Genomic DNA, 25,560 nt, shown 5'->3' with positions numbered 1-25,560 from the left:
TTTTTCAGATACTGATAGAGAACGCGAACGAGCTGAGCAGACTTCCCATCCCGCTGCGCAGTTGCTCGACCGCGGGCAGCAATCGATCTTCCTGGTGGGCGGGTAGCGAAATCGCCATGGTGGCAGCAAGAGAACCCACTGTGATCGGAATAGCCGCGCAGACCGTGCCGAGTGCATATTCCTGACGCTCGACGACCGTTTGCATACGGTCCACGGAGCCGAGCCGCTCCAGCAGCGCCCGCCGGTCGCGGACCGTGTACGGGGTGATCGCCTGCACGGGATGGCGGTCGAGGTGGTCCTCACGGGTTTTCTTGTCGAGCTGGCTCAGCAGGCACTGGCCGATCGCATGGGCGTGCCCGGTTTCGCGGAAGTCGGCCCACTCGTCCACGGCGGGTGCGTACGAGGTGTCTGCCACGGCGGCGAGTTCGATCTCCCCCTCCCGGTAGAGGGCGAAGTAGACGGGCACGCCGATCGCGTCCCGCCAGTGGGCCAGCGAGTCCTCGATCCTGCTACGACGATTCTGCATCGCGCCGCCGGCCGCGAGCCGCACGGCTGCCTCGCCCAGGACGAACACGCCGTTCTCGCGCCGGAGATAGCCCTCGTGGGTCAGCGTCCGCAGCAGGTGGTACGCGGTGGGCAGAGGGAGGCCCGCTTCGCGCGCGAGCTGCTTGGCCGGGGCTCCGGCGGTGTGGGAGCCCACGGCCTCGAGCAGTCTCAACGCCCGCTGCACCGAACCGATCAGCGTGGGTGCAGGTGCGCAGGCAGGCGCAGGTGGAGCAGCCGGTGCGGGTGGAACAACAGATGCGGGTGGAACAACAGATACGGGTGGAGCAGCAGGTGCAGGAGCCGTGGCTGTAGCCAAAGGTCACCCCCAGGCGTGGTGACGGGCGGCACGCCCGCCCGCGGGGGCCGCCCCCGCGCGCCTGCCGCGCTCCTGAAGGCCGGTCGAGGACTGCCTGGATTCAAGCCGCGAGAAATAACCCAGGAAGTCCTACAAACCGCTGTTCATCGCGCTCGTCGACCCTTGATTTCCAGGGGGCGGCAGGCGTTGGCCACTCTAATGGCAGCCTCTGTTCGGGCGCCTTGATTAGCTGTGACCGTTCCCTCGCGAGGGCTAACGTGCGTACGTGCTACCAGTCACCGCGCGACGACGAGGAGGAGTTCATGAACTTCCGTACGACGTAGATGAGTCCGCCGACGAGTGCCACGAACACGAGCACCTTGAAGAGCAGTCCGATGACAATCCCGATCACGGTCGAGATAAGCCCGCCGAATACGACGATGGCGATCAAGGGCACCGCAACCCACTTCACCCACCAGGGCATCCCCGCGAATATCTCCCGCACCGCCATCGTCCCAACCTCGCTTCTGTGAGTTGTCCTGGCTCCGATGCTAGGGGTGGGCGCGGGCCGGCGGAGCCTCCGCGGCCCTTGAACTCCCCTGATCCGTCCCCTAGGGAAACCCTGGGTGCCCGGTCAGCTCTCGGGCGGAGAGAAGACGACCAAGACGCGCAGGTCCTCGGTGATGTGATGGAACTTGTGGGCCACCCCGGCCGGCACGTAGACCACACTGCCCCGCCCGACCTGCGTCGTCTCCATCCCGACCGTGATCGAGGCACGGCCGCTGACCACCAAGTAGATCTCGTCCTGTCCGTGCGGCTGCTGGGGGTCGAGTTCGCCCGCGTTCAGCGCGTACAGCCCGGCCGACATGTTCCGCTCGCGAAGAAACTGCAGATACGCCCCCTCGTTCGCGGCGCGCTCCGCCTCGAGCTCGTCCAGTCGGAATGCCTTCATCGTCCGTCCGCCCCTGCCATTGGTCCGATCACGTCTGCCACGATCAGACACATGAAGAATTTCCTCGTCAAGACGATCGCGAATGCCGGCGCCCTGGGTGTGGCAATCTGGCTGATCAAGGACATTACGCTCACCGGTGACAGCACGGGCGACAAGGTGCTGACGCTCGTCGTCGTCGCGCTGCTCTTCGGCCTGGTGAACTTCCTCGTGAAGCCGGTGGCCAAGCTGCTGACGCTCCCGCTCTTCGTTCTCACTCTCGGGCTGTTCACACTGGTGATCAACGCCCTGATGCTGCTGCTGACGTCCTGGCTCGCCGACAAGCTCGAGCTGGGCTTCCACGTCGACGGCTTCTGGACCGCGGTGCTCGGCGGTCTGATCATCTCGATCGTGTCATGGGCGCTGAACATGGTGCTCCCCGACGACAAGGGCTGAGTGTCCGATGCCGTTCGCTGTCTGTTTTGTCTGCACCGGCAACATCTGCCGTTCGCCGATGGCCGAGTCCGTCTTCCGCGCCCGTCTGGAGGAGGCCGGACTCGGCGGCCTGGTCGATGTCGACAGCGCCGGCACCGGAGGCTGGCACGAGGGCGACGGTGCCGACCACCGCACCGTCTCCGTCCTGAGGACGAACGGCTACGGGTCGGAGCATGTCGCACGTCGGTTCCGCACCTCCTGGTTCGCCCGGCTGGACCTGGTGATCGCCCTGGACGAAGGGCATCTGCGCGAGCTGCGCAGACTCGCACCGACCGAGACGGACGCCGCGAAGGTGCGGCTGCTGCGCTCCTACGATCCGGCCGCCGTGGCCCGGGGCGAGCTCGATGTGCCCGACCCGTACTACGGCGGCATGGACGGCTTCGAGGAGTGCCTGGACATGGTGGAGACGGCGAGCGAGGGCCTGCTCGCCGCAGTGCGTACGGCTGTTGAGGAGCGAGCGGCATGAGCATGGGTGACGGAACCAGGGCCGTACGGGCGGGACTGCCCGAGGCGCGGAAGCACGAACCGACCCTCCCCGGGCCGGTCTTCGCCGCGCACTACCATCTGCCGGGCGAGCCGACGGGCCCGTACACCTACGGGCGCGACGACAACCCCACCTGGACGCTGCTGGAGCGGGCCATCGGGGAGCTGGAGGCTCCCTCGGAGCCCGAGGGCGGCACGGGGAAGGGCACCGGGCCCGGCGCCGAGACCGTCGTCCTCGCCTCCGGGATGGCCGCGGTCTCCGCGGTCCTCCTGTCCCAGGTACGGGCCGGTGATGTCGTCGTACTGCCCGACGACGGCTACCAGGCGCTCCCGCTGGTTCGCGAGCAGCTGGAGGCGTACGGCGTCGAGGTACGGACCGCGCCGACGGGCGGCGACGCGCAGCTGGCCGTGCTCGACGGGGCGAAGCTGCTGTGGATCGAGACACCGTCCAACCCGGGGCTCGATGTGTGCGACGTGCGGCGGCTCGTGGACGCGGCGCACGCCGGCGGGGCGCTCGTCGCCGTCGACAACACGCTCGCGACGCCGCTCGGCCAGCGACCGCTGGAGCTGGGCGCGGACTTCGCCGTGGCCAGTGGCACCAAGGGGCTGACGGGGCACGGGGATCTGCTGCTCGGGTACGTGGTGTGCCGGGACGCCTCGCTCGCCGCGCGCGTACGGCACTGGCGCAAGGTCGTCGGAGCGATCCCGGGTCCGATGGAGGCCTGGCTCGCGCACCGCTCGCTGGCCACGCTGCAGCTGCGGTCCGACCGCCAGTGCGCGAACGCGCTCGCCGTCGCGCGGGCGCTCACCGGTCGCGCCGAGGTGACCGGGCTGCGCTATCCGGGACTGCCCGACGACCCCTCCCACAAGGTCGCCTCGGGTCAGATGCGCCGCTTCGGCTCGGTGGTCTCCTTCACGCTGCCCGACCGCGCACACGCGGAGCGGTTCCTGGCCGAGCTGCACCTCGTCGACGATGCGACGAGCTTCGGGAGCGTCCGCTCCAGCGCCGAGCGCCGGGGCCGGTGGGGCGGTGACGCCGTACCGGAAGGCTTCATCCGCTTCTCCGCCGGCGCGGAGGACCCGGAGGATCTGGTGGCGGATGTGCTGCGCGCCCTGGAGGCGGGGGCCGCGGCTGCGTGACGGCGAACCCCGGAGGACCGGAGGACCGGCGGACCGGCGGACCGCGGGACGGGCGGACGACGGGACGGGGGCACGACACGAAGAGGCGGTCCGAGCCTCCCCCCTCATGGCTCGGACCGCCCCGGTTCCCCGCGGTTCCACGCGCGGAGAACCGCTCGACCAAGGCTAGTTGACTGTGCGTCAGTGTCCAATCACGCTAGCGACAGCGACCTATCGACTTATTTATAGTTGAGCAATGGACTTGGCCCTGTTGCGCACATTCATCACGGTGCACCGGGCCGGTTCGTTCACCCGCGCCGCCGCACTGCTCGGGCTCTCCCAGCCCGCGGTGACCAGTCAGATCCGGACCCTGGAGCGGCAGCTGGGGCGGCCGCTCTTCCTGCGCCAGGCGCGCGGCGTCACCCCCACGACCATCGGCGACGAGCTCGCCCACCGTGCCGCCCCGCATCTGGACGCCCTCGTCGAGATCGCCGAGGCTGGTTTGGACGACGAGTCGGCCGTCCGTACGCTGCACCTCGCCGGGCCGCCTGAGTTCACGTCCGTACGTGCGATCCCGGCACTCACCCCACTGATCTCGGAGGGCCTCGCGTTACGGACGTCCTTCGTGGCCAACGCCGAGGAAATCCTCGAAGGACTGGCGGCCGGGCATCATGATCTGGCCATTGCGACGGCCCGTCCGCGCGGCGGACTGCTCACCTCGACTCCGCTCTGCGACGAGGAGTACGTCCTGGTCGCCTCGGCGCGGTGGGCGGCACGGCTGGGCCCCGGCGTGCTGCGAGGAAAGGGCTCCGTCGTGCTGGAGCAGCTGCCGGTGGTGGAGGTCCACGAGTCGCTGCCGTTCGTCTCGCGCTACTGGGCCGCCGTCTTCGACCGCCGGCCGGCTGCCGCCGGCACCGTCATCGCGCCGGATCTGCGCGCGGTCCTGGAGTCCGCCGCGTCGGGCGCCGGGCTGGCGGTCCTGCCGCGCTATCTGTGCGAGAGCGACCTCAAGAGCGGGCGACTGGTGGCCCTGCTCGATCCTCCCGTACCCCCGCTGCGTACGTATTTCCTCGTGGTCCGCACCGGGACGCTCGCGCTCCCGCACATCGCACGGGCACACGAGGGGCTGCTGCGCGCGGCGGTCGACTGGTGACAGTCGGGTGCCGACAGGTGACGCCAGGCAACGGCTGGGTGGACGGGAGTTTCAGAACGGGTGTCGTGGGCCACTCTCTTGCCATGACCGAACGGCCAGTGGTCAAGCGCACCGCACGCGCCATTCTGCTCGACGGGGACGACCTCGTCCTGATCAAGCGCACCAAGCCGGGCATGGATCCGTACTGGGTGACGCCGGGCGGCGGGGTCGAGCCCGAGGACGCGACCGTCGTCGAAGCCCTCCATCGTGAAGTGGACGAGGAGCTCGGCGCCAAGATCGTCGATGTGGTGCCCTGTTTCGTCGACACCGTCGAACACATCGTGGACGGCGGGGTGTCGGGCGTGAAGGTGCAGCACTTCTTCGTGTGCCGGCTGGTGTCGCTGGACGAGACACGGCGCCACGGCCCCGAGGTGGAGGAGCCCTGCGGGCAGTACGAGATCGTCCGGGTGCCCTTCAGCCGCGTCGGGATCGCCGCCGTTCATCTCGTACCGCTGTCGCTGCGGCACTACCTGGACGGCAACATCGAGGGCGTGCGTGCGATGCACGCTCCTGATCTGGGCTGACCCCGGGCCGTGGCCGGGCGGCGCGGGATCCTAGTCTGCGGCGGCGACGAGCTCTTCGAGGGAGTCGTGACGGATCCGCTCGAACGGGATGCCGATGCCCCTGAGCGCGTCCACACCGCTGCGGATCATCCCGATCGGGCCGGACAGATAGGCGTCGTACTCGTTCCACGGACCGTACTCGCGCACGGCGTCGGGCAACTGGGCCTTGCCGTCGACGATCGGTCGCACCTGCAGCCACGGGTGGCTCTGCTGGAGTCGCAGCATCGTGTCGATGTCGTAGAGGTCGTGGTCGGTGCGCGCACCGTAGAAGACCTCCACCGGCCGGCGCTCACCGTGCTCGGCGACGTCCTCGACCAGTGCCTTGATCGGCGCGATGCCGGTCCCGCCGCCCAGACAGAGCAGACCGTTGTCGGTGCTGTGGTCGACGGTCATGGACCCCGCGGGCGGACCGAGGCGCAGCACATCGCCGGGGCGGGCGTGGTGGACCAGGGCGTTCGAGACCCAGCCCGCCGGGACGGCCTTGACGTGGAAGGACAGCAGCCCGTCGGAGCGCGGGGCACCCGCGAAGGAGTAGTGCCGCCAGACCCGCGGCCACCACGGCGTCTCCAGGCTCGTGTACTGCCCGGCCAGGAAGGGGTACGGCTGGTCGGGGCGGACGGTGACGACCGCGATGTCCGAGGTCCTGAGGTCGTGCGAGACGACCTCGGCGTGCCACCAGGCCGGCGCGTGGAGCTCGTTCTCCGCGGCCGCGTCGATCATGACCTGCGAGATCGTCGTGTACGTACGGACCCAGGCGGCCTCGGTCTCGCTGTCCCAGGTGGTGGTGGCGTAGCGGCTGAGCGCCCCGATGAGGGCCTCGCCGACGGCCGGGTAATGGGCGGGCTGGGTGCCGTACTTGCGATGGCCGCGGCCCAGATTCTTGAGGTAGCCGACGAGCACGGCGGTGTTGTCCATGTGCTCGGCGGCGGTCAGCAGGGCCTTGAGGAGGCGGTCCCGCTGGGTGTCCATCGCGGCGGGGAAGAGGGAGCGCAGGTCGGGGTGGCGGACGAAGAGCAGGGCGTAGAAGTAGGAGGTGACCTTGTCGGCGACGGGGCCGATCTCTTCCATCGTCCGCCGGACGCGGATCGCGTCGGGCGACGCGCTGCTCTGCCGCAGATACGCCGGCGCGGCAGGGGGCGTCGGGGGCTCGGGTGCGTGCGGCGTGGGTGCGAAGGCCTCGGGAGCGGGCGCCTGCGGGGCGGAGGGCGGGTTCGCCTGCGGGTAGGGCGTGCGAGCCTGGGGTACGCGGGGCTCGGGTGCGGGGGGTTCGGGTGCGGGCCGCTGCGAGGCGGCCGGGGCGCCGCGCTGCGGCATGGCGGAGGCTCGCTCGGCTCCGGTGCCGACAGGGCGTATCGCGGCCACAGGACGGCTCGGCGGGGCTATCCGGCCTTCGCCGCCCTCGCCCGTCGGGCCGCCCTCCGCATGCGGCGCGGACCGGCCCGTGGCACCCCTCTTACGAGGGGTGAACCAGCCGCCTCCGCCGCCGTTGGCACCGTTCTCGCCCGAAGTGCCATTGCCGGCCGACGTGGTGGTCGGAGCGTCCATTGTGTGCCTCGCCTCGAACATCTTTCGGTCGGTCTGCGCACTTCCGCTGGTCCGGAACGTGCCCCATTTCCCCGCTCTGCCTCAAGACCGTTGCCGGCCCACACTAGCCCTTTGCCTTCGCGGGAATCGGGACGAGTGGGACTGGGTGACATTGCCCGCGACACCTGTCGTCGAGCATCCCAGCATGTACCGCCGCAACGGACAAAGAGCGGAAAGTCCGGGTATCCCTGCCCACTTTCCCGTTAGGCTGCAATACCCCATGCCTGTAGCCGCGGTCAGCCCTGAATCTCCGGGCCGTCCCTGACCCCTGTTCCCCGATGCCGCGAACTACGGCAGGAATCGCACCAGTTCGTATGCCTCCCGCAGATTGCTCCCCGTGTGGGCGTGGTGGCGAGCTCGGAGAGATGATGGTCCGCATTCACCGCCACCGCAACGGGCACCGCGGCGAAGATGTGCGCGTCGAACATGGAATCACCATATGCAACAGAGGCGTCCAGCTTCACCCCAAACTCTGCACAGAGCTGGTTCGCGATCTTCACCTTCGCGACTGCATCAAGAATGCCTGATCGGTCGACCGGCTCGGTGAACGGTGGAGACGGGCGACGTGAACCATAGGTGGAGCGCGCACCCCGCGGCAGCAATCTCTTGACGAAGAAATCAGGGACGAGGGAGATCGCGGCACAGTAGCCCCATGGGTGGGCGGAGGCGCGTCAGCGTCGTGTACGCCGAGGCTAGTACGTGCGGTTACTCCCGCTGTCAGACGCGGAGGCACCAGGCGGAGCGGCACGGTGTTTCACGTGAAACCACTCAAGCGACCCGTTCGGCGGGCCACCCTCGTCGTCCATGTCTCCGCATCGGCGGGCTGGCTCGGGCTCTCTCTCGGACTGCTCGGGCTGAGCGTCGCCGCGGTCAGCTCCGGGTCACCTGCCATGGCCGAAGCCTCGTACCGCTCGATGGCGGTCTTCGCGAACTGGCTGATGATCCCCGTCGCACTGCTGACCCTCGGCAGCGGTCTGCTCCTGTCGCTCGGTACGCCATGGGGCCTGGCCCGGTACCGCTGGGTCTGGACCAAGTTCTGGCTCACTCTGATCACTACCGCGCTGACGGCGTTCTCGCTGCGGCCCGGAGTGAACGCGGCCGCGGACGAAGCCGCCGCGGGGATTCCGGTGACGGACCCGTCGGGTCTGCTCGCCGCCCCGATCGTCTCCCTGTCGGCGTACCTCTTCATGACGGCGATCTCGGTCCTCAAGCCCTGGGGGATGACGCGCCGCGGACGTCGGCTGCGGGTCTCGGCCACTTCCGGTAAAGCGCTGGACGAGCGATCTCTGCGTCCGACAGCCTGACCTTCATGTCAACACCGCTCAACGAGCCCCCCATCCGGGATCTGACCACGGCAGACCTGACGTCCTGCGCCGATCTCTCCGAGGACCGCGGTTGGCCGCGCGAAGAGCACAAATGGGGTTTGCTGCTCGCGGCCGGGACCGGATACGGCATCGACGACCCCTCCGGCAAGGGCCTTGTCGCGGCGTGCGTCGTCACCTCCTACGGCCCGGGACTCGCTGCCATCGGCATGGTGCTCGTGGCCGAGCGGTACGCCCGGCAGGGCATCGGCAGGCGCCTGATGACGTACGTGGTGGCGGAGACCGGAGGAATTCCGCTCACCCTTCATGCCACCCCGAACGGGCAGCCCCTATACGAGGAACTGGGCTTCACCACCGTCGGCCGCGCCGAGATGGTCCGCGGCCACTTCCGCCCCACCGGCCCGGCGACGGACAACTCCACCGGGACGTCGGCCGGAACCACGATCCGTCCGGCGACGGCCGAGGACCTCTCCGCGATTCTCCGCCTCGACAGCGAGGTCTTCGGCCTGGACCGCACCCACATGATCACGCGCCTCCCCGCCTTCGCCGACCAGTTGAGGGTCGCGGAGTCCGACGGCGTCCTCACGGGCTACGCGGCCGCCTGGCCCAACATGAACACCCATGTCATCGGCCCCCTCATCGCCCGGGACACGGACACGGCGAAGGCGCTCGTCGCCTCCCTGGCCACCGCCACGGACCGCCTCTTGCGCACCGACATCGACGTACGCCACGAGGAGCTCCTCGACTGGCTGAAGGCGAGCGGCCTGTCACCGATCGCCTTCAACACCGTCATGACCCACGGCACCCCCGCCCTTCCCGGCGACTGGACCCGCCGCTTCGCGCCGCTGACGGTTGCGGCGGGCTGAGCGAGAGGTCCCGCCGGGTCATCGGTGCAGGGGCAGCCTGCCGGTGGGAAAGCCGGTCAGCGGGGCAGCTCTTCCAGCGCCGCGGCCGCGAAACCGTGGTCCTGCTCCGGCGCGCCGCCGCCGACACCGATCGCACCGATGAGACGACCGTCGCGGTGCACCGGGATGCCACCCGCAATGAAGAGGAGCGGGCGGTCCAGCGCGGTCGGAAGGGTGTGGAAGAGGCCGCCGGGCTGGACCGCATCGACGAGATCCGCGGTGGGGGCGTTCAACTGGAGTGCCGTGTAAGCCTTGCGCGTGCTGGTCTCTCCGGCGATGAGCACGGCCCGGTCGTCCCGGCGGAAGGCCAGCAGATGGCCTCCGGCGTCGAGGACGGTGATCGCGACGGTCACGCCGGCCGCTTCGGCCGCCGCTCGGGCAGCCTCCACGAGGGCTTCGGCGTCCTGGATGGTCAGGGGGGCGACAGCGGTGGCGGTGGCGGTGGTCATGGTGAGCTCCTTGATGCGATGGTGCGGTTGTGCGGTGAGGGACGGAAAGTTGAGGGATTGAGAGGGTCGGCGTGAGCCTTCAAACTCAGCGACGGGCTGCGGGGACGGACACGGGCTCTGTGGCCCCCACCCCGGCCACGACCCGGCTCTCCCGACGGGCGGAGCCGCGCTCCAGGGCCGCCGAGAAGACGGCGAGACCGAGCGCCGACGCGGCGAGAATCGCGCCCACCCAGTTCGGGGCGGTGAAGCCGAGCCCGGCCGCGATCACGATGCCGCCGAGCCAGGCGGACAGTGCATTGCCGAGGTTGAAGGCGCCGATGTTGACGGCCGAGGCCAGCGTCGGGGCGCCGGACGCCTGGTCCAGGACCCGCTTCTGCAGCGGCGGCACGGTGGCGAAGCCCAGCGCGCCGACAAGCACGATGGTGACGGCCGCCGCGATCTTGTGGTGAGCGGTGAAGGTGAACAGCGCCAGTACGAGCGCGAGCGCGCCGAGCGACACGAACAGCATCGGCATGAGCGCACGGTCCGCGAACCTGCCGCCGACCAGGTTCCCGCCGACCATGCCCAGACCGAACAGGACGAGCAGCCAGGTCACCGAGGAGTCGGCGAAGCCGGCGACCTCGGTCATCATCGGCGTGATGTAGGTGATCGCGGCGAACACACCACCGAAGCCGAGCACGGTCATCGCCATGGCCAGCAGAACCTGCACATTGCGGAACGCGGCGAACTCATGGCGCAGCCGTACGCCTTGGGGCCCGGGCTGCTCCGGAACCAGCTTGGCGACACCGGCCAGGCCCAGCACACCCAGCCCGGCGACGATGAAGAACGTCGCACGCCAGCCGATGCTCTGGCCGATGAACGTGCCCAGCGGGACACCGACGACATTCGCGACGGTCAGTCCGGTGAACATCATGGCGATGGCGCCCGCCTTCTTCTCCGGGGCGACGAGATCGGCGGCGACCACCGAGCCGATGCCGAAGAAGGCGCCGTGCGCGAGCGAGGCCACCACGCGGCCCGCGAGCATCACACCGAAGGCCGGGGCGACGGCGGAGAGCACATTCCCCGCGATGAACAGTCCCATCAGCAGCATCAACATGCGCTTGCGGGAGACCTTGGTCCCGAGGACCGTCATCACGGGAGCACCGAGGACGACTCCGAGGGCGTAGCCGGTCACCAGATGTCCGGCGGTCGGGATGGACACCTGGAAGTCATCGGCAACCTCGGGGAGCAGCCCCATGATCACGAATTCGGTGGTGCCGATACCGAATGCCCCGATGGCGAGGGCGAGGAGCGCGAGCGGCATGGGTTCACCTTTCCCAGAAGATTGCGTCTGCGCCTTACAGGCGTCCACAATAATTGCAGACGACGATTAGTTGCAAGCGCGGGCTATTGCATGGGTCGTCTATCCTGGTGTCAAGTCACCGAGCGCAGTGGCGGCAGCGGCCTCCCATGGCCCTCAGAGGCCCCTCGAGAGCGCTCCTGGACGAAGGAGAGATCGATGACCGCGACGGACCCGGCACTCACCGCCCTCGCCCAGAGCTGGTGCGCCCTCTCCCTGCTGCACGGCCGGATCGAGGCGCACCTCGAGCGGGAGCTCCAGGCCAAGCACGACCTGAGCGTGCGGGAGTACTCGCTGCTCGACGTCCTCAGCCGCCAGCACAGCGGCCCGGGCGGCCATCTCCAGATGAAGCAGGTCGCCGACGCCGTCGTGCTCAGCCAGAGCGCCACCACCCGCCTGGTCACCCGCCTCGAGGACCGTGGGCTGCTCAGCCGCTATCTGTGCGACACCGACCGCCGCGGCATCTACACCGACGTCACGGATGCCGGCCTGGCACTGCTCGCCGAGGCCCGGCCGACGAACGACACCGCTCTGCGCGAAGCCCTCGACGAGGCCGCGAAGAGCCCCGAGCTGGCCCCTTTGGTCCGGGCGGTCGAGGGACTGCGGATTCCGGCACCCGCGGGGTCGTCGGCGTGAGCGCAGGGCGCACGCACGCGGCGTACCTACGGGGCGCAGCCCCCACCGCGTCAGCACAGGGCCTCAGCACATGGCGCTACCCCTCCCGCATAGGCTGGCGATCATGAGCGATCTCCAGATACGGCCCGCCTCCCCCGCCGACATCCCGGCCATCGTGGAGATGCTCGCCGACGACCCGTTGGGCGCCCGGCGTGAGTCGCCGGACGATCTCTCCCCGTACACCGTGGCCTTCGAGCGCCTTGCGGGAGACCCGAACCAGCATCTGGTCGTCGCCGAACGCGCGGGCCGTGTCATCGGCACCCTCCAGCTCCCCGTCATCCCCGGACTCTCGCGACGCGGCGCCACCCGCTCGATCATCGAGGCGGTACGGATCCATTCCGACGAGCGGGGCACCGGCCTCGGCAATCGGCTCATCGAATGGGCCGTCGACGAATCCCGCCGCCAGAACTGCCAGGTGGTCCAGCTGACGTCGGACGTCAGCCGCACCGATGCCCACCGGTTCTACGAGCGCCTCGGGTTCGAGGCGTCCCATGTGGGCTTCAAGCGCACGATCTGACGCTCGGACGTCGACACCCCTGTCGGACGGCGATATCTGCGCCGACCCGTCGGCTGATGCGGACTCGAACTGACCTAGTTCCGCTCTACGCTCCGGCCATGAGCAGTGCACTTCACCGGATCAGCGCGGCCGAACGCCGGACGCGCCTCGGCCGCCGCCACCTCCTGGCACCCTCCGCGCGGGCCGCAACAGCGGTGGACGCCACGGACGCCGTGATCGCCCTCCACGCGACGGACGCCGCCACCGTCCATCTCTCCGCCTGCGCCCGCCTCACGGACGCCACCACCGCAGAGGTGGTGCGGGCGCTGTACGAGGACGTCTCGCTGGTCCGGCTGCTTTCCATGCGTCGCACACTCTTCGTCGTCTCGGAGGAACTCGCCCCGTGCGTCGCCGCCTCGACCGGGCACGCCATCGCCGTCAAGGAACGCAAGACGCTGATCAAGCATCTCGTGGAGGACGGAAACGGTCTGGACGAGCAGTGGCTCGCCGATGCCGAGGATGCGGTCCTGACCGAGCTCACGGCACGGGGCCCATCGACCGGTAGCCAGCTCTCCGCCGCTGTCCCCGCACTGCGCACCAAGATCACCGTGTTCCGCGGCCAGAAGTACGAGACGGTGCAGGGCGTGTCCACCCGCGTGATCCGGGTACTCGCCGCCGAGGGCCGTATCCGCCGGGACCGGCCGCGCGGTTCCTGGACCTCCAGCCAGTTCACGTGGGCCCTGAGCGAACCCTGGCCCGTCCTGCCTGTCGCCGAGGCCCAGGCCGAGCTGACCCGGCGCTGGCTGCTCCGCTACGGCCCCGCCACCGAGGCGGACCTCAAGTGGTGGACCGGATGGACGCTGGGCCATGTACGCAAGGCCCTCGCGGCCGTCGGCGCCGAGGAGGTCCGGCTGGACGAGGACGTCGTGGGCTATGTCGCGCCCGGCGACACCGAGCGGGAGCCACCGGTGGAGCCCTGGGCGGCCCTGCTCCCCGGGCTCGATCCGAGCGCCATGGCGTGGGCCGACCGAGGCTTCCATCTCGACCCCGGGCACCGTGCCGCGCTCTTCGACTATGCCGGGAACATCGGGCCCACGGTGTGGTGGAACGGCGAGATCGTCGGGGGCTGGGCGCAGCGCGCGGACGGCGAGATCGTCTGGCGCCTGCTGACGGACCCGGGCCGGGAGGCCTCCGCCGCGATCGAAGCGGAGGCCTCCCGACTGTCGGAGTGGGTGGGCGAGGCCCGGATCACTCCGCGCATCCGTACGCCGTTGGAGCGGGAACTGTCGGCCTGACGTCCGGCCTCCCTGCGGCCCTGCCGTCGTCCGTTTCACGTGAAACGTCGCCGCAGGTCCGCTGCCTGCGCAGTCGTTCCGGCCAACGGCTGGACGGATTCACGCCTGAAGGCCCCTCCAGCCGCCCTGATCCACCCCTCCGGGCACATCCGCCGCCGGGTCGTACGGCTCACGCGTAAAGGCAAATGAGCCCAGATCCAGGTGGTCCACCGACCCATCGGCTCGTCGCACGACGCTCAGCGTCTCCCCCGCGAAATAGCCGTCGCGCCCGATCCAGCCGTCGCCGTCCTCCGGGGCACGGAACCGCGAGCCGCGGCCGTTCCCCTTCAACGGGTACAGCTCCAGCCCGTGGTCGGCCACCAGCTTCAGCCCAAAGCCACTCGTGCCCCAGTACCAGGGCCCGGCGAGCTCCAGCAGCGACTCGTCCACCTCCCGCATCGGGCGCCAGGGCTCGGGCAGCCGTGGCTCGGCCTCGACCACGATCCGCACGAGATCGGCTGCCACGGCGCCGGTCAACGGGCCCGAGGTGGCATTGGCGAGCGCGACGCCGGCGACGCCCTCCTCCACACTCACCCAGAGACAGGCGACGAACCCCGGCAACGAGCCGGTGTGTCCGATGAGCGTGCGTCCGTCCCTCCGCACGACCTGAAGGCCGAGCCCGTAGCCGCTCTCCCAGTCCCCGGCCTCCAACGGAACTGACGGGGTCCTCATCTCCCGTACGGAATCCGCGCTCAGCACCCGGTCATCGCCCTCGGCGAGAAGGCCGGCAAAGCGGCAGAGGTCGGAGGCGGTCGACCACAGCTGGCCTGCCGGGGCCATCAGCCCGAGATCCTGGGCCGGTTCGGGCATCATCACATCCGCCCAGGGGTGCACGGCCCATCCCGCCGCATGCGGGGCCTGCGGCTGGGTGCTCGTACGGCTGAGGCCCAGCGGTTCCAGGATGTCCCGACGGAGCACGGCCTCCCACGACTCTCCGCGTACCGCCTCGATCAGCGAGCCGAGCAGCGTGTAGCCGGGGTTGGAGTAGTGGTGCCGACGGCCCACGGGATGAAGCATCGGCCTCTCGCCGAGCACATCGCCCAGCGTCGGCCGGAGGGTGCCTGGTGTGCGCTCCCACCACGGCGCCGGGCTCTCGGCGGCCAGTCCCGCGCTGTGGCCGAGGAGTTGGGCGATGGTCACCTCACCCACACCGGTGCCGGGCAGGTGCTTCTCCAACGGGTCGCCGAGGTCCAGCAGCCCTTCGTCCCGCAGCCGTAGGACCAGCACCGCGGTGAACGTCTTGGTGAGGGAGCCGATGCGGTACTGGGTGTCGGCGTCCGGCGCATGTCCGTCGACGCAGCTGCGCGCACCGCTCCAGACACGTCGGCCGTCCCTGGCGACCGCCCCGACGAGGGAGGGGGAGCGGCCCTCGGACTGTGCGGTGGCGACCCGGTGGAGGAGGGCCCGCTCGGTGCTGTGAAGCAACGCTTCGAAAGGTGAGGTCATGGTCAAGCTCTACCTCTACGGCCAGGTTCCGGTCGAGCGAAAAGCACGGTCGGGATCTTGACCACTGACGGAGTGAGTTACTCACTCCGCACCATGAGGGGGACATGACACCACCGGAGCGAGACGACGCCGAGCCCCTGCCATGAGCACGGAGCAGCGTCGCGGCATGAGAATCCGCGCCGCGATCCCGCCCGTCATCGCCCACGGCAGCACCGTCACCACCCGGCAGATCGCGCAGGCCGCAGGCATCGGCGAAGGAACGATCTTCCGTGTCTTCGCCGACAAGGTCCCCGCGTCTGCCGTTGCCTCCGGCGATCGCCACGAGCAGCCACAGCACCTCATTCCGGTGCCCCGGCCCGTACACCGCGAGCCGGCCAAGACGGGGCACGGCCGACGCCCTGCCCGAATACACCGTCTCCTGGTGTCAGAACGAGGAGCCCAGCCGTCGAGCGCCTCGCCCCGTACGTCCTCGCCGGGGTTCTCCATCGCGCGCAGCAGCTGCGGCACATCGTCCGCCGGTCCGTACGCGTGCTTGAGCCCTGCCCAGTCCACCCCGTCGCACTGCTCCGTCATGGGCGCGACCCTCCGCAGGCACGCGGGCAGGCCCCACGGCCGGCCGGATCAGGTCTGCGCCATGTCCACGAAGCGTGAGTAATGGCCCTGGAAGGCAACCGTGATGGTGGCCGTCGGGCCGTTACGGTGCTTGGCGACGATCAGGTCCGCCTCGCCCGCGCGGGGCGACTCCTTCTCGTACGCGTCCTCGCGGTGCAGCAGGATGACCATGTCGGCGTCCTGCTCGATGGAGCCCGATTCACGCAGGTCGGAGACCATCGGCTTCTTGTCCGTACGCTGCTCGGGGCCACGGTTCAGCTGGGAGAGCGCGATCACCGGAAGCTCCAGCTCCTTGGCGAGCAGCTTGAGGTTACGGGACATGTCCGAGACCTCCTGCTGGCGGCTCTCGGCCCGCTTCGAACCACCGGACTGCATCAGCTGCAGATAGTCGATGACGACCAGCTTCAGATCGTTGCGCTGCTTGAGCCGACGGCACTTGGCGCGGATCTCCATCATCGACAGATTCGGGGAGTCGTCGATGTAGAGCGGGGCCTGGGAGACATCGGGCATCCGGCGGGCCAGCCGGGTCCAGTCCTCGTCGGTCATCGTCCCGGAGCGCATGTGGTGCAGCGCCACGCGCGCCTCCGCGGACAGCAGACGCATCGCGATCTCGTTGCGGCCCATTTCGAGGGAGAAGATGACGCTCGGCAGATTGTTCTTGATCGAGGCGGCCCGGGCGAAGTCCAGTGCCAGCGTCGACTTACCCATGGCGGGACGGGCCGCGATGACGATCATCTGGCCGGGGTGCAGTCCGTTGGTGAGCGAGTCGAAGTCGGTGAAGCCGGTCGGCACGCCGGTCATCTCGCCGCTGCGGGAACCGATCGCCTCGATCTCGTCGAGCGCGCCCTCCATGATGTCGCCGAGCGGCAGATAGTCCTCGCTGGTGCGCTGCTCGGTGACGGCGTAGATCTCGGCCTGCGCGGAGTTCACGATCTCGTCGACGTCGCCGTCCGCCGCGTATCCCATCTGCGTGATACGGGTGCCGGCCTCCACCAGACGCCGCAGCACCGCCCGCTCGTGGACGATCTCCGCGTAGTACGAGGCGTTGGCCGCGGTCGGCACCGACTGGACCAGTGTGTGGAGATACGGGGCACCGCCGACGCGGGTGATCTCGCCGCGCTTCGTGAGCTCGGCGGCCACCGTGATGGGGTCGGCGGGCTCGCCCTTCGCGTAGAGGTCGAGGATCGCCTGATAGACGGTCTCGTGCGCGGGACGGTAGAAGTCGTGGCCCTTGATGATCTCCACGACGTCCGCGATGGCGTCCTTGGACAGCAGCATGCCGCCGAGGACGGACTGCTCGGCGTCGAGGTCCTGCGGGGGCACTCGCTCGAAGCCGCCGTGAGCGGCCTCGTCCCAGGGGCCGCTCTCCCTGCCGCGCTCGTGCTGCTCCTCGCGGCCGCGGCCACGACCCTCTCCACGTCGCGGACGGGAGACGGGCAGACGGTCGCCCGGACCGGTGTCGGCCCAGGGATCGTCCAGGGGCTCGGGAATGCTCACCGGCCACCTCCTCCCGTCCGCTCCGCGGACCTCGCCGTGCGACTCTTTCTACGACACGGCACTGACAAAACGAACGGCGCGACTCCGCATCCGGAAGCGTCGGGCGCCGGTCCACGTTAGGCCCGCGGGCACCGTCAGCCAATCTGGTTATCCACAGGCCATGTGGACGACCGACGAGATGCTGTGGAGAACCCGGCGCAACCTGTGCACGGACCGGGGGACAGCACTGTGGACAAAGTCATGGCCACCTGACCGCACCACCTGCGACCTGCGGTTTTTCCGTCCACCGGCTGTGGGGGAGAAAAACTTTCCCAGCTGGACCAAGATCAGAACAAACCGCACACAGCAGGAGCCCCGCCTCCCCCATCGGTAAGGAGTGCAAGGGCTTTGTATCTCTTACCTGTGGAAGATTAGATTGACCCCATGACCCAGGCCACCGCGGCACCGAAGACCAGCCGCCGCCGACACGACCGCGAGATCATCGCACTCGCCGTTCCCGCCTTCGGCGCACTCGTCGCCGAGCCCCTCTTTGTGATGGTCGACAGCGCCGTCGTCGGCCATCTCGGCACTCCCCAGCTCGCCGGGCTGGGTGTCGCCGCGGCCCTGCTGACCACCGCGGTCAGCGTGTTCATCTTCCTCGCGTACGCCACGACGGCCGCGGTCGCCCGCCGCGTCGGCGCGGGCGAACTCGGAGCCGCCATCCGCCAGGGCATGGACGGCATCTGGCTCGCTCTCGTGCTCGGCACCGCCGTCATCGTGGTCGCCCTCCCCACGGCCCCCTGGCTCGTCGAGATCTTCGGCGCCTCCGAGACGGCCGCGCCATACGCCACCACGTATCTGCGAATATCCAGCCTGGGCATTCCCGCGATGCTCGTCGTCATGGCTTCCACCGGCGTACTGCGCGGTCTCCAGGACACTCGCACTCCCCTGTACGTCGCCGTCGCCGGTTTCGCCGCCAACGCAGCCCTCAACGCCGGGCTCGTCTACGGCGCCGGGCTCGGCATCGCAGGATCCGCGTGGGGCACCGTCATCGCCCAGTGCGGAATGGCCGCGGCCTATCTCGTCGTGGTCGTCCGTGGAGCCCGCAGGCACGGCGCCTCGCTCCGCCCTGACACCGCGGGCATCCGGGCCAGCGCCCAGGCCGGCGTACCACTGCTTGTACGCACCCTGTCGCTGCGGGCCGTCCTGATGATCGCCACTGCCGTGGCCGCACGCCTCGGTGACACCGATATCGCCGCGCACCAGATCGTCCTCTCCTTGTGGAGCCTGATGGCCTTCGCTCTGGACGCGATCGCCATCGCGGGCCAGGCGATCATCGGCCGCTATCTCGGCGCCGGCGATTCCGAAGGCGCACGGGACGCCTGCCGCCGCATGGTGCAGTGGGGTATCGCCTCCGGTGTGGTGCTGGGGGCCTTGATCGTGCTGGCCCGCCCGCTCTTCGTCCCCCTCTTCACCGGCGACCAGGCGGTTCAGGACACCCTGCTTCCCGCTCTGCTGGTCGTGGCGCTCTCCCAGCCGATCGCCGGCGTCGTCTTTGTGCTGGACGGCGTACTGATGGGCGCCGGAGACGGCCCCTATCTGGCCGGAGCGATGCTGGTGACGCTGGCCTTCTTCGCTCCCGTCGCCCTGCTCATTCCCGCCGTCGGCGGCGGACTGACCGCCCTGTGGTGGGCGATGGCCCTGATGATGACGGTCCGCATGCTGACCCTGTGGCTGCGCACCCGCTCGGGCCGCTGGATCGTCACGGGCGCGACCCGCTGACAAACCCGTTTCACGTGAAACACCCGCCTCAGCCGAGGCCCACCCGTTGGGTACCCGTTTCACGTGAAACAGCGAAGAGGGCCGCACCCCCGTGGGGTGCGGCCCTCTCATGCTCTGCGAGCAGTCGCTCAGGCGGCGACGACCTCGACGCCGAGGTTGGCGGCAACCTCGGGGTGCAGACGCACGGACACCTGGTGCGAGCCCAGGGTCTTGATCGGCGAACCGAGCTCGACGCGACGCTTGTCGACGTCCGGGCCACCGGCGGACTTGATCGCCGAGGCGATGTCAGACGGGGTGACCGAGCCGAAGAGGCGGCCGGCGTCGCCGGAGCGAACGGCCAGACGCACCTTCACGGCCTCGAGCTTGGCCTTGATCTCGTTGGCCTGCTCGATGGTCGCGATCTCGTGGATCTTGCGAGCGCGACGGATCTGCGCGACGTCCTTCTCGCCACCCTTGGTCCAGCGGATCGCGAAACCGCGCGGGACCAGGTAGTTGCGAGCGTAGCCGTCCTTGACGTCGACGACGTCACCAGCAGCACCGAGGCCGGAGACCTCGTGAGTGAGGATGATCTTCATGTGTTGGTCACCCTCCCTTAGCGCGCGGTGGACGTGTAGGGCAGCAGCGCCATCTCACGGCTGTTCTTGACGGCCGTGGCGACGTCACGCTGGTGCTGCGTGCAGTTGCCGGTCACGCGACGGGCACGGATCTTGCCGCGGTCGGAAATGAACTTCCGCAGCATGTTCGTGTCCTTGTAGTCCACGTACACGGTCTTGTCCTTGCAGAATGCGCAGACCTTCTTCTTCGGCTTGCGCACAGGCGGCTTCGCCATGGTGTATCTCCTGTGTGATCAAGAAGTGGGGGTACGAGCTGCCCCTGGGCCGGATCCCGGTGGGACCGATCCCTAGAAGGGAGGCTCGTCCGAGTAGCCGCCGCCGGAGCCGCCGGAGCCTCCGCCCCAGCCGCCACCGCTGCCGCTGCCGCCCTGCTGCTGGCCGCCGGCCGGTGCGCTGGTGGCCCAGGGGTCGTCGGCGGGAGCACCGCCGCCACCCTGCTGGCCACCGCCGCTGGGACCGCCGCCCCAGTTACCGCCCTGCTGGCCGCCGCCGTAGCCGCCCTGGCCACCGCGACCGGTGGTCTTGGTGACCTTGGCCGTGGCGTTCTTGAGGCTGGGGCCGACTTCCTCGACGTCCAGCTCGTAGACCGTGCGCTTGACGCCCTCGCGGTCCTCGTAGGACCGCTGCTTCAGCCGGCCCTGCACGACGACGCGCATGCCTCGCTGGAGCGACTCGGCGACGTTCTCCGCCGCCTGACGCCAGACCGAGCAGGTGAGGAAGAGGCTCTCGCCGTCCTTCCACTCATTGGTCTGACGGTCGAAGGTGCGGGGAGTGGACGCGATGCGGAACTTCGCGACCGCCGCACCGGACGGGGTGAAGCGCAGCTCGGGGTCGTCGACGAGATTGCCGACGACCGTGATGACGGTCTCGCCTGCCATGGGTGAACCTCTCGGCGGGATTGCTTCTGGCTGCTTGCTGCTACTCGAACCCGATGACCTCTGAGCTAGGTGCTCAGTGGGTCTCGGGACGGAGGACCTTGGTCCGGAGGACCGACTCGTTCAGGTTCATCTGGCGGTCGAGCTCCTTGACGACCGCAGGCTCGGCCTGCAGGTCGATGACCGAGTAGATGCCCTCGGGCTTCTTCTTGATCTCGTAAGCGAGACGACGACGGCCCCAGGTGTCGACCTTCTCCACCTTTCCGTTGCCCTCACGGACGACGGAGAGGAAGTTCTCGATCAGCGGGGAGACAGCGCGCTCCTCGAGATCGGGGTCGAGGATGACCATCACCTCGTAGTGACGCATGTGGAACCCACCTCCTTTGGACTCAGCGGCCACGGTCGTTCCGTGGCAGGAGGGTCGTGATGCGTGAGCATCGATGTCTACGAGTAAATCAGGCCCCACTGACAATCGGCCTCGATGAGCGAGAGATCGAGTGCTGGCCTGGGCAGACACCGGTGCAGACCGTACACAGTACCCGCAGACCCGCTTCCGGTTGAAATCCGGCTGCCGGTCGCCGCACTCTGGAACCCATCGGTGTGGGCGGCGTCACAGTGCGCCGCCTTTCGGGAATGCCAGGAGGTGCTTCATGGCACAAACGCAAACGAATCCCACCGGCTCTCTCTTCGCCACGGACGGCAAGCCCCATCCTCTGCAGGACGCCCTGATGGCGGCGACCCTGGTCCTGGGCGTTGTGGCCTTTGTGTCCGCGCAGTTCAGCAGCCTGCATCTGCTCAGCTCGTGGTCCGGCCTGATCGGCATCCTGACCGGCGGGTACGGCCAGTTCATCTCGGTCACGACCCGCGAGCGCTTCCTGACGATCATCGGGCTCGGCGCCGCTGCCTTCGGCTTCTTCCTCGGGATGGCGCACGGCGGGCTCTTCGGGGGCCTGATCGGCTACTAGCCTCCGCTTCCCGGCGGGCCATGCGGGGCGGGCGGTCTGGGGGCATCCCCCAGAAGGTGGTCTCCAGGCCCAGTAGGCTTCGGCGCGAGAGCCGGAGCCCCTGTACCCAGGGGAACACACCTGCCGAGGAGCGCCCCGCATGAGCCTGACCCTGAGGACCATCAGCCGAGAGCAGCATCTGGCATACATCCAGAGCCTGCCTTCGGCGAGTCACTGCCAGGTCCCGGCATGGGCGGACGTCAAGACGGAATGGCGCTCCGAGAACCTCGGCTGGTTCGACAAGAGCGGTGAGCTCGTCGGAGTCGGTCTCGTCCTCTACCGTCAGCTGCCCAAGATCAAGCGTTACCTGGCGTATCTGCCCGAGGGTCCGGTGATCAACTGGTATGCCCCGAACCTGGACGACTGGCTGCAGCCGATGCTGGCCCACCTCAAGAACCAGGGCGCCTTCTCGGTGAAGATGGGCCCGCCGGTCGTCATCCGCCGCTGGGACGCCCCGGCGATCAAGGCGGGCATCCAGGACCCGGACGTGAAGCGACTGCGCGACGTCGAGGCCACCCACATCGAGCCGCGCGCCTTCGAGGTGGCGGACCGGCTCCGCAAGATGGGCTGGCAGCAGGGCGAGGACGGCGGCGCCGGCTTCGGTGACGTCCAGCCCCGGTACGTCTACCAGGTGCCGCTGGCGAACCGGTCCCTCGACGACGTCCTCAAGGGCTTCAACCAGCTCTGGCGGCGGAACATCAAGAAGGCCGAGAAGGCAGGCGTCGAGGTCGTCCAGGGCGGCTACGACGACCTCGCCGAGTGGCAGCGGCTGTACGAGATCACGGCCGTGCGGGACCGCTTCCGGCCGCGCCCGCTCTCGTACTTCCAGCGCATGTGGACGGTGCTGAACAACGAGGAACCGAACCGCATGCGCCTCTACTTCGCGCGGCACAACGGCGTGAACCTGTCGGCGGCGACGATGCTCGTCGTCGGCGGGCATGTCTGGTACTCCTACGGCGCCTCCGACAACATCGGGCGCGAGGTCCGGCCCTCGAACGCGATGCAGTGGAGGATGCTGCGCGACGCCTACGCCATGGGCGCCACCGTCTACGACCTGCGGGGCATCAGCGACTCGCTCGACGAGACCGACCACCTCTTCGGGCTCATCCAGTTCAAGGTCGGCACCGGCGGAGAGGCCGTCGAGTACGTCGGTGAATGGGACTTCCCGCTGAACAAGCTGCTGCACAAGGCGCTCGACATCTACATGTCGCGCCGCTGATTCTTCCGTAACCTCCCTCATATCTCTGATACACCGCTGCCACCAGAAAGGTTCCGGTCCCGGCCATGGCGCTCACCCTCTACGTCGACACCGCGCGCTGGCGGGCGCACCAGAAGTCCGTGATCGACCAGTTCCCGGGCCTCGTACCGGTCTGCAAGGGCAACGGCTACGGGTTCGGCCATGAGCGGCTCGCCGAGGAGACGACCCGCTTCGGCTCGGACATGCTCGCCGTCGGCACGACGTACGAAGCGGCCCGGATAAAGGACTGGTTCAGCGGCGACCTCCTCGTCCTCACCCCGTTCCGGCGGGGCGAGGAGCCGGTTCCGCTGCCGGACCGGGTCGTCCGCTCCGTCTCGTCGGTCGACGGGGTGCACGCCCTGGTGGGCGCGCGCGTCGTCATCGAGTGCATGAGCTCCATGAAGCGCCACGGCGTGTCCGAGCAGGAACTGGGCCAGCTGCACGCCGCGATCGAGGACGTACGCCTCGAAGGCTTCGCGCTGCACCTGCCGCTGGACCGCACGGACGGCTCCGACGCGGTCGAGGAGGTCATCGGCTGGATGGACCGGCTGCGCGCCGCCAGGCTGCCGCTGCACACCATGTTCGTGAGCCATCTGCGCGCCGAGGAACTGGCCCGGCTGCAGCAGCAGTTCCCGCAGACCCGCTTCCGCGCGCGCATCGGCACCCGGCTGTGGCTCGGCGACCACGAGGCGACCGAGTACCGCGGCTCCGTCCTCGACGTCACCCGCGTCACCAAGGGCGACCGCTTCGGCTACCGCCAGCAGAAGGCCGCGTCGGACGGCTGGCTCGTGGTCGTCGCCGGCGGCACCTCCCACGGTGTCGGGCTGGAGGCGCCGAAGGCCCTGCACGGCGTCATGCCGCGCGCCAAGGGCGTCGCCCGCGCGGGCCTGGCCACGGTCAACCGCAACCTCTCGCCGTTCGTCTGGGCGGGCAAGCAGCGCTGGTTCGCCGAGCCGCCGCACATGCAGGTCTCGATCCTGTTCATCCCCGCGGAGACCGAGGAACCGAAGGTGGGCGACGAGCTCGTCGCCCACCTGCGCCACACCACCACGCAGTTCGACCGCCTGGTCGACCGCTAGGCGACCCGACACGAGGCCCCGGGGCCACGGCGTGGCCGTGAGTCCCGGTCGGCCTGCCGGGTTCCGGTGAACTCGCCGCGGTGCCGATGAGCCCCGCCGTGGCCCCGTCAGCCCGCCGTGGGCCCTGTGGGCCCTGTGGCCCCCGTCATGCCCCACTCCACCCGCGGCCCCTCCACCGCGTGCGCCGCGTGCCGCGGCGGATGCGCGGCCCGGCCGAGCACGAACACGTCCGGAGCCCGGTCCAGCACCCCGCCCGAGGGGTCGTCCGAGCCGTCCTGGCGTACGACGTCGCGCTCCGGCATCAGGACGTCCCGGACGACCAGCGCGCACAGGTAGAGCGTCCCCAGCAGATGGAGGGCGATCGCCAACTGGTAGCCCTCCGGCGGCAGTCCCTGGTGCTTGTCGCCGCTCGTCGTGTACGCGAGGTACATCCAGATGCCCAGGAAGTACATGACCTCGCAGGCCTGCCAGATCAGGAAGTCCCGCCAGCGCGGCCGGGCGAGGGCGGCAAGCGGGATGAGCCACAGCACGTACTGCGGTGAGTAGACCTTGTTGGTGAGGATGAACGCCGCCACGACCAGGAAGGCGAGTTGCGCGAAGCGCGGCCGGCGCGGGGCGGTCAGCGCCAGCGCCGCGATGCCCGCGCACGCCAGGATCATCAGCAGCGTGGCGTACGTGTTGACGGCGTCGACGTCCATCTGCTCGCCCGTACGCTGCGTGATGATCAGCCAGAAGGAGCCGAAGTCGACCTGCCGCTCCTGGCTGAAGGTGTAGAACTTCTTCCACCCCTCGGGAGCGAGCAGCATCACCGGCAGGTTCACCACCAGCCAGGCGCCTGCCGTGCCCAACAGGGCCGCCCCGTACTCGCGGTACTTGCCGGCCCTCCAGCACAGGACGAGCAGCGGTCCGAGCAGCAGCACCGGGTAGAGCTTGGCCGCGGTCGCCAGCCCGATGAGGATGCCGAAGGCCAGCGAACGCCCACGGGACCACATCAGCATCGCCGCGGCTGTCAGGGCCACCGCGAGCAGATCCCAGTTGATGGTCGCGGTGAGGGCGAACGCGGGCGCCAGGGCGACCAGCAGCGCATCCCAGGGGCGCCTGCGGTGGGTGCGGGTGACGCAGACCGCGATGACGGCGGCGCAGACCAGCAGCATGCCCGCGTTGACCATCCAGTACATCTGCTCACGCTGCTGGACGGAGCCGTCGAAGGGCAGTGTCAGCCAGGCGGCGACCTGCATGAACAGCCCTGTGAGGACCGGGTACTCGAGGTACTCCATGTCACCGCCGAGCCGGTCGAAGTACGGCACAAGGCCGTCGGCGAAACCCCGCCCGAGGTAGAGGTGCGGGATGTCGGAGTAACAGGCGTGCGTGTACTGCGAGCTGGCGCCGCGGAACCATGCCCACTCGTAGCAGGGGATCTTCTGCACCATGCCCAGTGCGAACATCCCGATCGCGACCAGCGCGACGACCCGTACGGGCGTGAACCAGCTGCTGCCGACCCACGCGAAGCGGCCCAGGGGACCGCCGATCAGCTCACTGCCGGCCGCGGCGACCTCGTCCTGCTGTGTGGGACGCACAACCGGCTGGTCCTGGCGCACGCTCGTCTTCTCTGGGCTCGGCATACGCACATCCTGCCGCACGAAGCTGTGCCGAGGGGTGGCGGTGAGGCCGGACGCTGCCGGCGCGAACGAGACCGGCCTCCCCGACGGG

29 protein-coding genes are annotated in these 25,560 nt (G+C 69.2%); 15 read left to right on the top strand and 14 right to left on the bottom strand.

Features of this window, described 5'->3' with window-relative positions; genetic code table 11:
* Positions 1-4 precede the first annotated feature (4 nt).
* From ACWCP0_RS14250 to ACWCP0_RS14240, 3 genes are all read right to left on the bottom strand, one after another.
* Positions 5-742, bottom strand: coding sequence for an IclR family transcriptional regulator (locus ACWCP0_RS14250; RefSeq protein ID WP_451079178.1), 738 nt, complete (start codon positions 740-742; stop codon positions 5-7).
* 388 nt (positions 743-1,130) lie between these two features.
* The gene (locus ACWCP0_RS14245; RefSeq protein WP_451079099.1) at positions 1,131-1,346 is read right to left on the bottom strand and encodes a DUF5326 family protein; all 216 of its coding nucleotides are present in this window, start codon (positions 1,344-1,346) and stop codon (positions 1,131-1,133) included.
* A gap of 129 nt (positions 1,347-1,475) precedes the next feature.
* Positions 1,476-1,793 carry a cupin domain-containing protein gene (locus tag ACWCP0_RS14240; protein ID WP_351230598.1) on the bottom strand — a complete coding sequence of 106 codons (318 nt, stop codon included), beginning with the start codon at positions 1,791-1,793 and terminating at the stop codon, positions 1,476-1,478.
* Positions 1,794-1,844: 51 nt separating this feature from the next.
* Between ACWCP0_RS14240 and ACWCP0_RS14235 the strand changes: the two genes are divergently transcribed.
* From ACWCP0_RS14235 to ACWCP0_RS14215, 5 genes are all read left to right on the top strand, one after another.
* Positions 1,845-2,225, top strand: a complete 381-nt coding sequence (locus tag ACWCP0_RS14235; RefSeq protein WP_451079098.1) for a phage holin family protein — start codon at positions 1,845-1,847, stop codon at positions 2,223-2,225.
* A gap of 7 nt (positions 2,226-2,232) precedes the next feature.
* Entirely contained in the window at positions 2,233-2,730 is a 498-nt protein-coding gene (locus ACWCP0_RS14230; RefSeq protein ID WP_451079097.1) for a low molecular weight protein-tyrosine-phosphatase, read from the top strand.
* The gene (locus tag ACWCP0_RS14225) at positions 2,727-3,887 is read left to right on the top strand and encodes a cystathionine gamma-lyase (protein ID WP_451079096.1); all 1,161 of its coding nucleotides are present in this window, start codon (positions 2,727-2,729) and stop codon (positions 3,885-3,887) included. The genes ACWCP0_RS14230 and ACWCP0_RS14225 overlap by 4 nt, the downstream gene beginning before the upstream one ends.
* 235 nt (positions 3,888-4,122) lie before the next feature.
* Entirely contained in the window at positions 4,123-5,019 is an 897-nt protein-coding gene (locus ACWCP0_RS14220; protein ID WP_451079095.1) for a LysR family transcriptional regulator, read from the top strand.
* Between the two features lie 83 nt (positions 5,020-5,102).
* Positions 5,103-5,582, top strand: a complete 480-nt coding sequence (locus ACWCP0_RS14215) for an NUDIX hydrolase (RefSeq protein WP_351230588.1) — start codon at positions 5,103-5,105, stop codon at positions 5,580-5,582.
* A 30-nt stretch (positions 5,583-5,612) separates the two neighbouring features.
* On the opposite strand, the gene ACWCP0_RS14210 is transcribed toward ACWCP0_RS14215, so the two are convergent.
* On the bottom strand, positions 5,613-7,166 hold the full coding sequence (locus ACWCP0_RS14210) for a globin domain-containing protein (RefSeq protein ID WP_451079094.1): 1,554 nt from the start codon (positions 7,164-7,166) through the stop codon (positions 5,613-5,615).
* A gap of 275 nt (positions 7,167-7,441) precedes the next feature.
* Positions 7,442-7,705, bottom strand: coding sequence for a hypothetical protein (locus tag ACWCP0_RS14205; protein ID WP_451079093.1), 264 nt, complete (start codon positions 7,703-7,705; stop codon positions 7,442-7,444).
* A gap of 258 nt (positions 7,706-7,963) precedes the next feature.
* Between ACWCP0_RS14205 and ACWCP0_RS14200 the strand changes: the two genes are divergently transcribed.
* Together ACWCP0_RS14200 and ACWCP0_RS14195 are read left to right on the top strand one after the other, a co-directional pair.
* Positions 7,964-8,509 carry a DUF2269 domain-containing protein gene (locus ACWCP0_RS14200; protein ID WP_451079092.1) on the top strand — a complete coding sequence of 182 codons (546 nt, stop codon included), beginning with the start codon at positions 7,964-7,966 and terminating at the stop codon, positions 8,507-8,509.
* Positions 8,510-8,514: 5 nt separating this feature from the next.
* The gene (locus tag ACWCP0_RS14195) at positions 8,515-9,393 is read left to right on the top strand and encodes a GNAT family N-acetyltransferase (RefSeq protein ID WP_451079091.1); all 879 of its coding nucleotides are present in this window, start codon (positions 8,515-8,517) and stop codon (positions 9,391-9,393) included.
* A 56-nt stretch (positions 9,394-9,449) separates the two neighbouring features.
* On the opposite strand, the gene ACWCP0_RS14190 is transcribed toward ACWCP0_RS14195, so the two are convergent.
* Together ACWCP0_RS14190 and ACWCP0_RS14185 are read right to left on the bottom strand one after the other, a co-directional pair.
* The gene (locus ACWCP0_RS14190) at positions 9,450-9,881 is read right to left on the bottom strand and encodes a GlcG/HbpS family heme-binding protein (RefSeq protein WP_451079090.1); all 432 of its coding nucleotides are present in this window, start codon (positions 9,879-9,881) and stop codon (positions 9,450-9,452) included.
* 85 nt (positions 9,882-9,966) lie between these two features.
* Positions 9,967-11,184 carry an MFS transporter gene (locus ACWCP0_RS14185; RefSeq protein WP_451079089.1) on the bottom strand — a complete coding sequence of 406 codons (1,218 nt, stop codon included), beginning with the start codon at positions 11,182-11,184 and terminating at the stop codon, positions 9,967-9,969.
* Positions 11,185-11,379: 195 nt separating this feature from the next.
* On the opposite strand from ACWCP0_RS14185, the gene ACWCP0_RS14180 reads away from it, so the two are divergent.
* From ACWCP0_RS14180 to ACWCP0_RS14170, 3 genes are all read left to right on the top strand, one after another.
* Positions 11,380-11,856, top strand: a complete 477-nt coding sequence (locus tag ACWCP0_RS14180; protein ID WP_451079088.1) for a MarR family winged helix-turn-helix transcriptional regulator — start codon at positions 11,380-11,382, stop codon at positions 11,854-11,856.
* 103 nt (positions 11,857-11,959) lie between these two features.
* The gene (locus tag ACWCP0_RS14175; RefSeq protein WP_451079087.1) at positions 11,960-12,412 is read left to right on the top strand and encodes an N-acetyltransferase family protein; all 453 of its coding nucleotides are present in this window, start codon (positions 11,960-11,962) and stop codon (positions 12,410-12,412) included.
* A 98-nt stretch (positions 12,413-12,510) separates the two neighbouring features.
* Positions 12,511-13,686, top strand: coding sequence for a winged helix DNA-binding domain-containing protein (locus tag ACWCP0_RS14170; RefSeq protein WP_451079086.1), 1,176 nt, complete (start codon positions 12,511-12,513; stop codon positions 13,684-13,686).
* Between the two features lie 99 nt (positions 13,687-13,785).
* On the opposite strand, the gene ACWCP0_RS14165 is transcribed toward ACWCP0_RS14170, so the two are convergent.
* Positions 13,786-15,171 (bottom strand): serine hydrolase domain-containing protein, encoded by a 1,386-nt coding sequence (locus ACWCP0_RS14165; protein ID WP_451079085.1) that lies wholly within the window; start codon positions 15,169-15,171, stop codon positions 13,786-13,788.
* Between the two features lie 166 nt (positions 15,172-15,337).
* Between ACWCP0_RS14165 and ACWCP0_RS14160 the strand changes: the two genes are divergently transcribed.
* Positions 15,338-15,826, top strand: a complete 489-nt coding sequence (locus ACWCP0_RS14160; RefSeq protein ID WP_451079084.1) for a hypothetical protein — start codon at positions 15,338-15,340, stop codon at positions 15,824-15,826.
* On the opposite strand, the gene dnaB is transcribed toward ACWCP0_RS14160, so the two are convergent.
* A complete protein-coding gene (gene dnaB / locus ACWCP0_RS14155; protein ID WP_451079083.1) occupies positions 15,793-17,280 on the bottom strand; it encodes a replicative DNA helicase in 1,488 nt (495 codons plus the stop codon). The genes ACWCP0_RS14160 and dnaB overlap by 34 nt on opposite strands.
* Before the next feature lie 423 nt (positions 17,281-17,703).
* Here dnaB and ACWCP0_RS14150 point away from each other — a divergent pair, with 423 nt between their 5' ends.
* Positions 17,704-19,041, top strand: coding sequence for an MATE family efflux transporter (locus tag ACWCP0_RS14150; RefSeq protein WP_451079082.1), 1,338 nt, complete (start codon positions 17,704-17,706; stop codon positions 19,039-19,041).
* A gap of 128 nt (positions 19,042-19,169) precedes the next feature.
* Here the strand turns inward: ACWCP0_RS14150 and rplI are convergent, their stop codons facing one another.
* From rplI to rpsF, 4 genes are all read right to left on the bottom strand, one after another.
* A complete protein-coding gene (gene rplI, locus ACWCP0_RS14145; protein WP_451079081.1) occupies positions 19,170-19,616 on the bottom strand; it encodes a 50S ribosomal protein L9 in 447 nt (148 codons plus the stop codon).
* Between the two features lie 17 nt (positions 19,617-19,633).
* A complete protein-coding gene (gene rpsR, locus ACWCP0_RS14140; RefSeq protein ID WP_003956534.1) occupies positions 19,634-19,870 on the bottom strand; it encodes a 30S ribosomal protein S18 in 237 nt (78 codons plus the stop codon).
* Positions 19,871-19,942: 72 nt separating this feature from the next.
* Positions 19,943-20,533: a single-stranded DNA-binding protein gene (locus ACWCP0_RS14135; protein ID WP_451079080.1), complete on the bottom strand. Its 591-nt coding sequence runs from the start codon at positions 20,531-20,533 to the stop codon at positions 19,943-19,945.
* Between the two features lie 73 nt (positions 20,534-20,606).
* Entirely contained in the window at positions 20,607-20,897 is a 291-nt protein-coding gene (gene rpsF / locus ACWCP0_RS14130) for a 30S ribosomal protein S6 (RefSeq protein WP_004950685.1), read from the bottom strand.
* A gap of 283 nt (positions 20,898-21,180) precedes the next feature.
* On the opposite strand from rpsF, the gene ACWCP0_RS14125 reads away from it, so the two are divergent.
* The 3 genes from ACWCP0_RS14125 to ACWCP0_RS14115 all read left to right on the top strand — a co-directional run bounded on the left by ACWCP0_RS14125 (position 21,181) and on the right by ACWCP0_RS14115 (position 23,850).
* Complete coding sequence (locus tag ACWCP0_RS14125) at positions 21,181-21,495, top strand: hypothetical protein (protein WP_451079079.1); 315 nt, start codon at positions 21,181-21,183, stop codon at positions 21,493-21,495.
* 139 nt (positions 21,496-21,634) lie between these two features.
* Positions 21,635-22,753: a lipid II:glycine glycyltransferase FemX gene (locus ACWCP0_RS14120; protein WP_351230181.1), complete on the top strand. Its 1,119-nt coding sequence runs from the start codon at positions 21,635-21,637 to the stop codon at positions 22,751-22,753.
* A gap of 65 nt (positions 22,754-22,818) precedes the next feature.
* Positions 22,819-23,850, top strand: a complete 1,032-nt coding sequence (locus ACWCP0_RS14115) for an alanine racemase (RefSeq protein WP_351230183.1) — start codon at positions 22,819-22,821, stop codon at positions 23,848-23,850.
* Between the two features lie 107 nt (positions 23,851-23,957).
* Here the strand turns inward: ACWCP0_RS14115 and ACWCP0_RS14110 are convergent, their stop codons facing one another.
* Entirely contained in the window at positions 23,958-25,472 is a 1,515-nt protein-coding gene (locus ACWCP0_RS14110; protein WP_451079078.1) for a glycosyltransferase family 87 protein, read from the bottom strand.
* Positions 25,473-25,560 lie beyond the last annotated feature (88 nt).

Source organism: Streptomyces sp. NPDC001970 (genome assembly GCF_053594115.1).
Note: the sequence above shows the minus strand (reverse complement) of the source record. Positions and strands in the feature narration are given on the sequence as shown.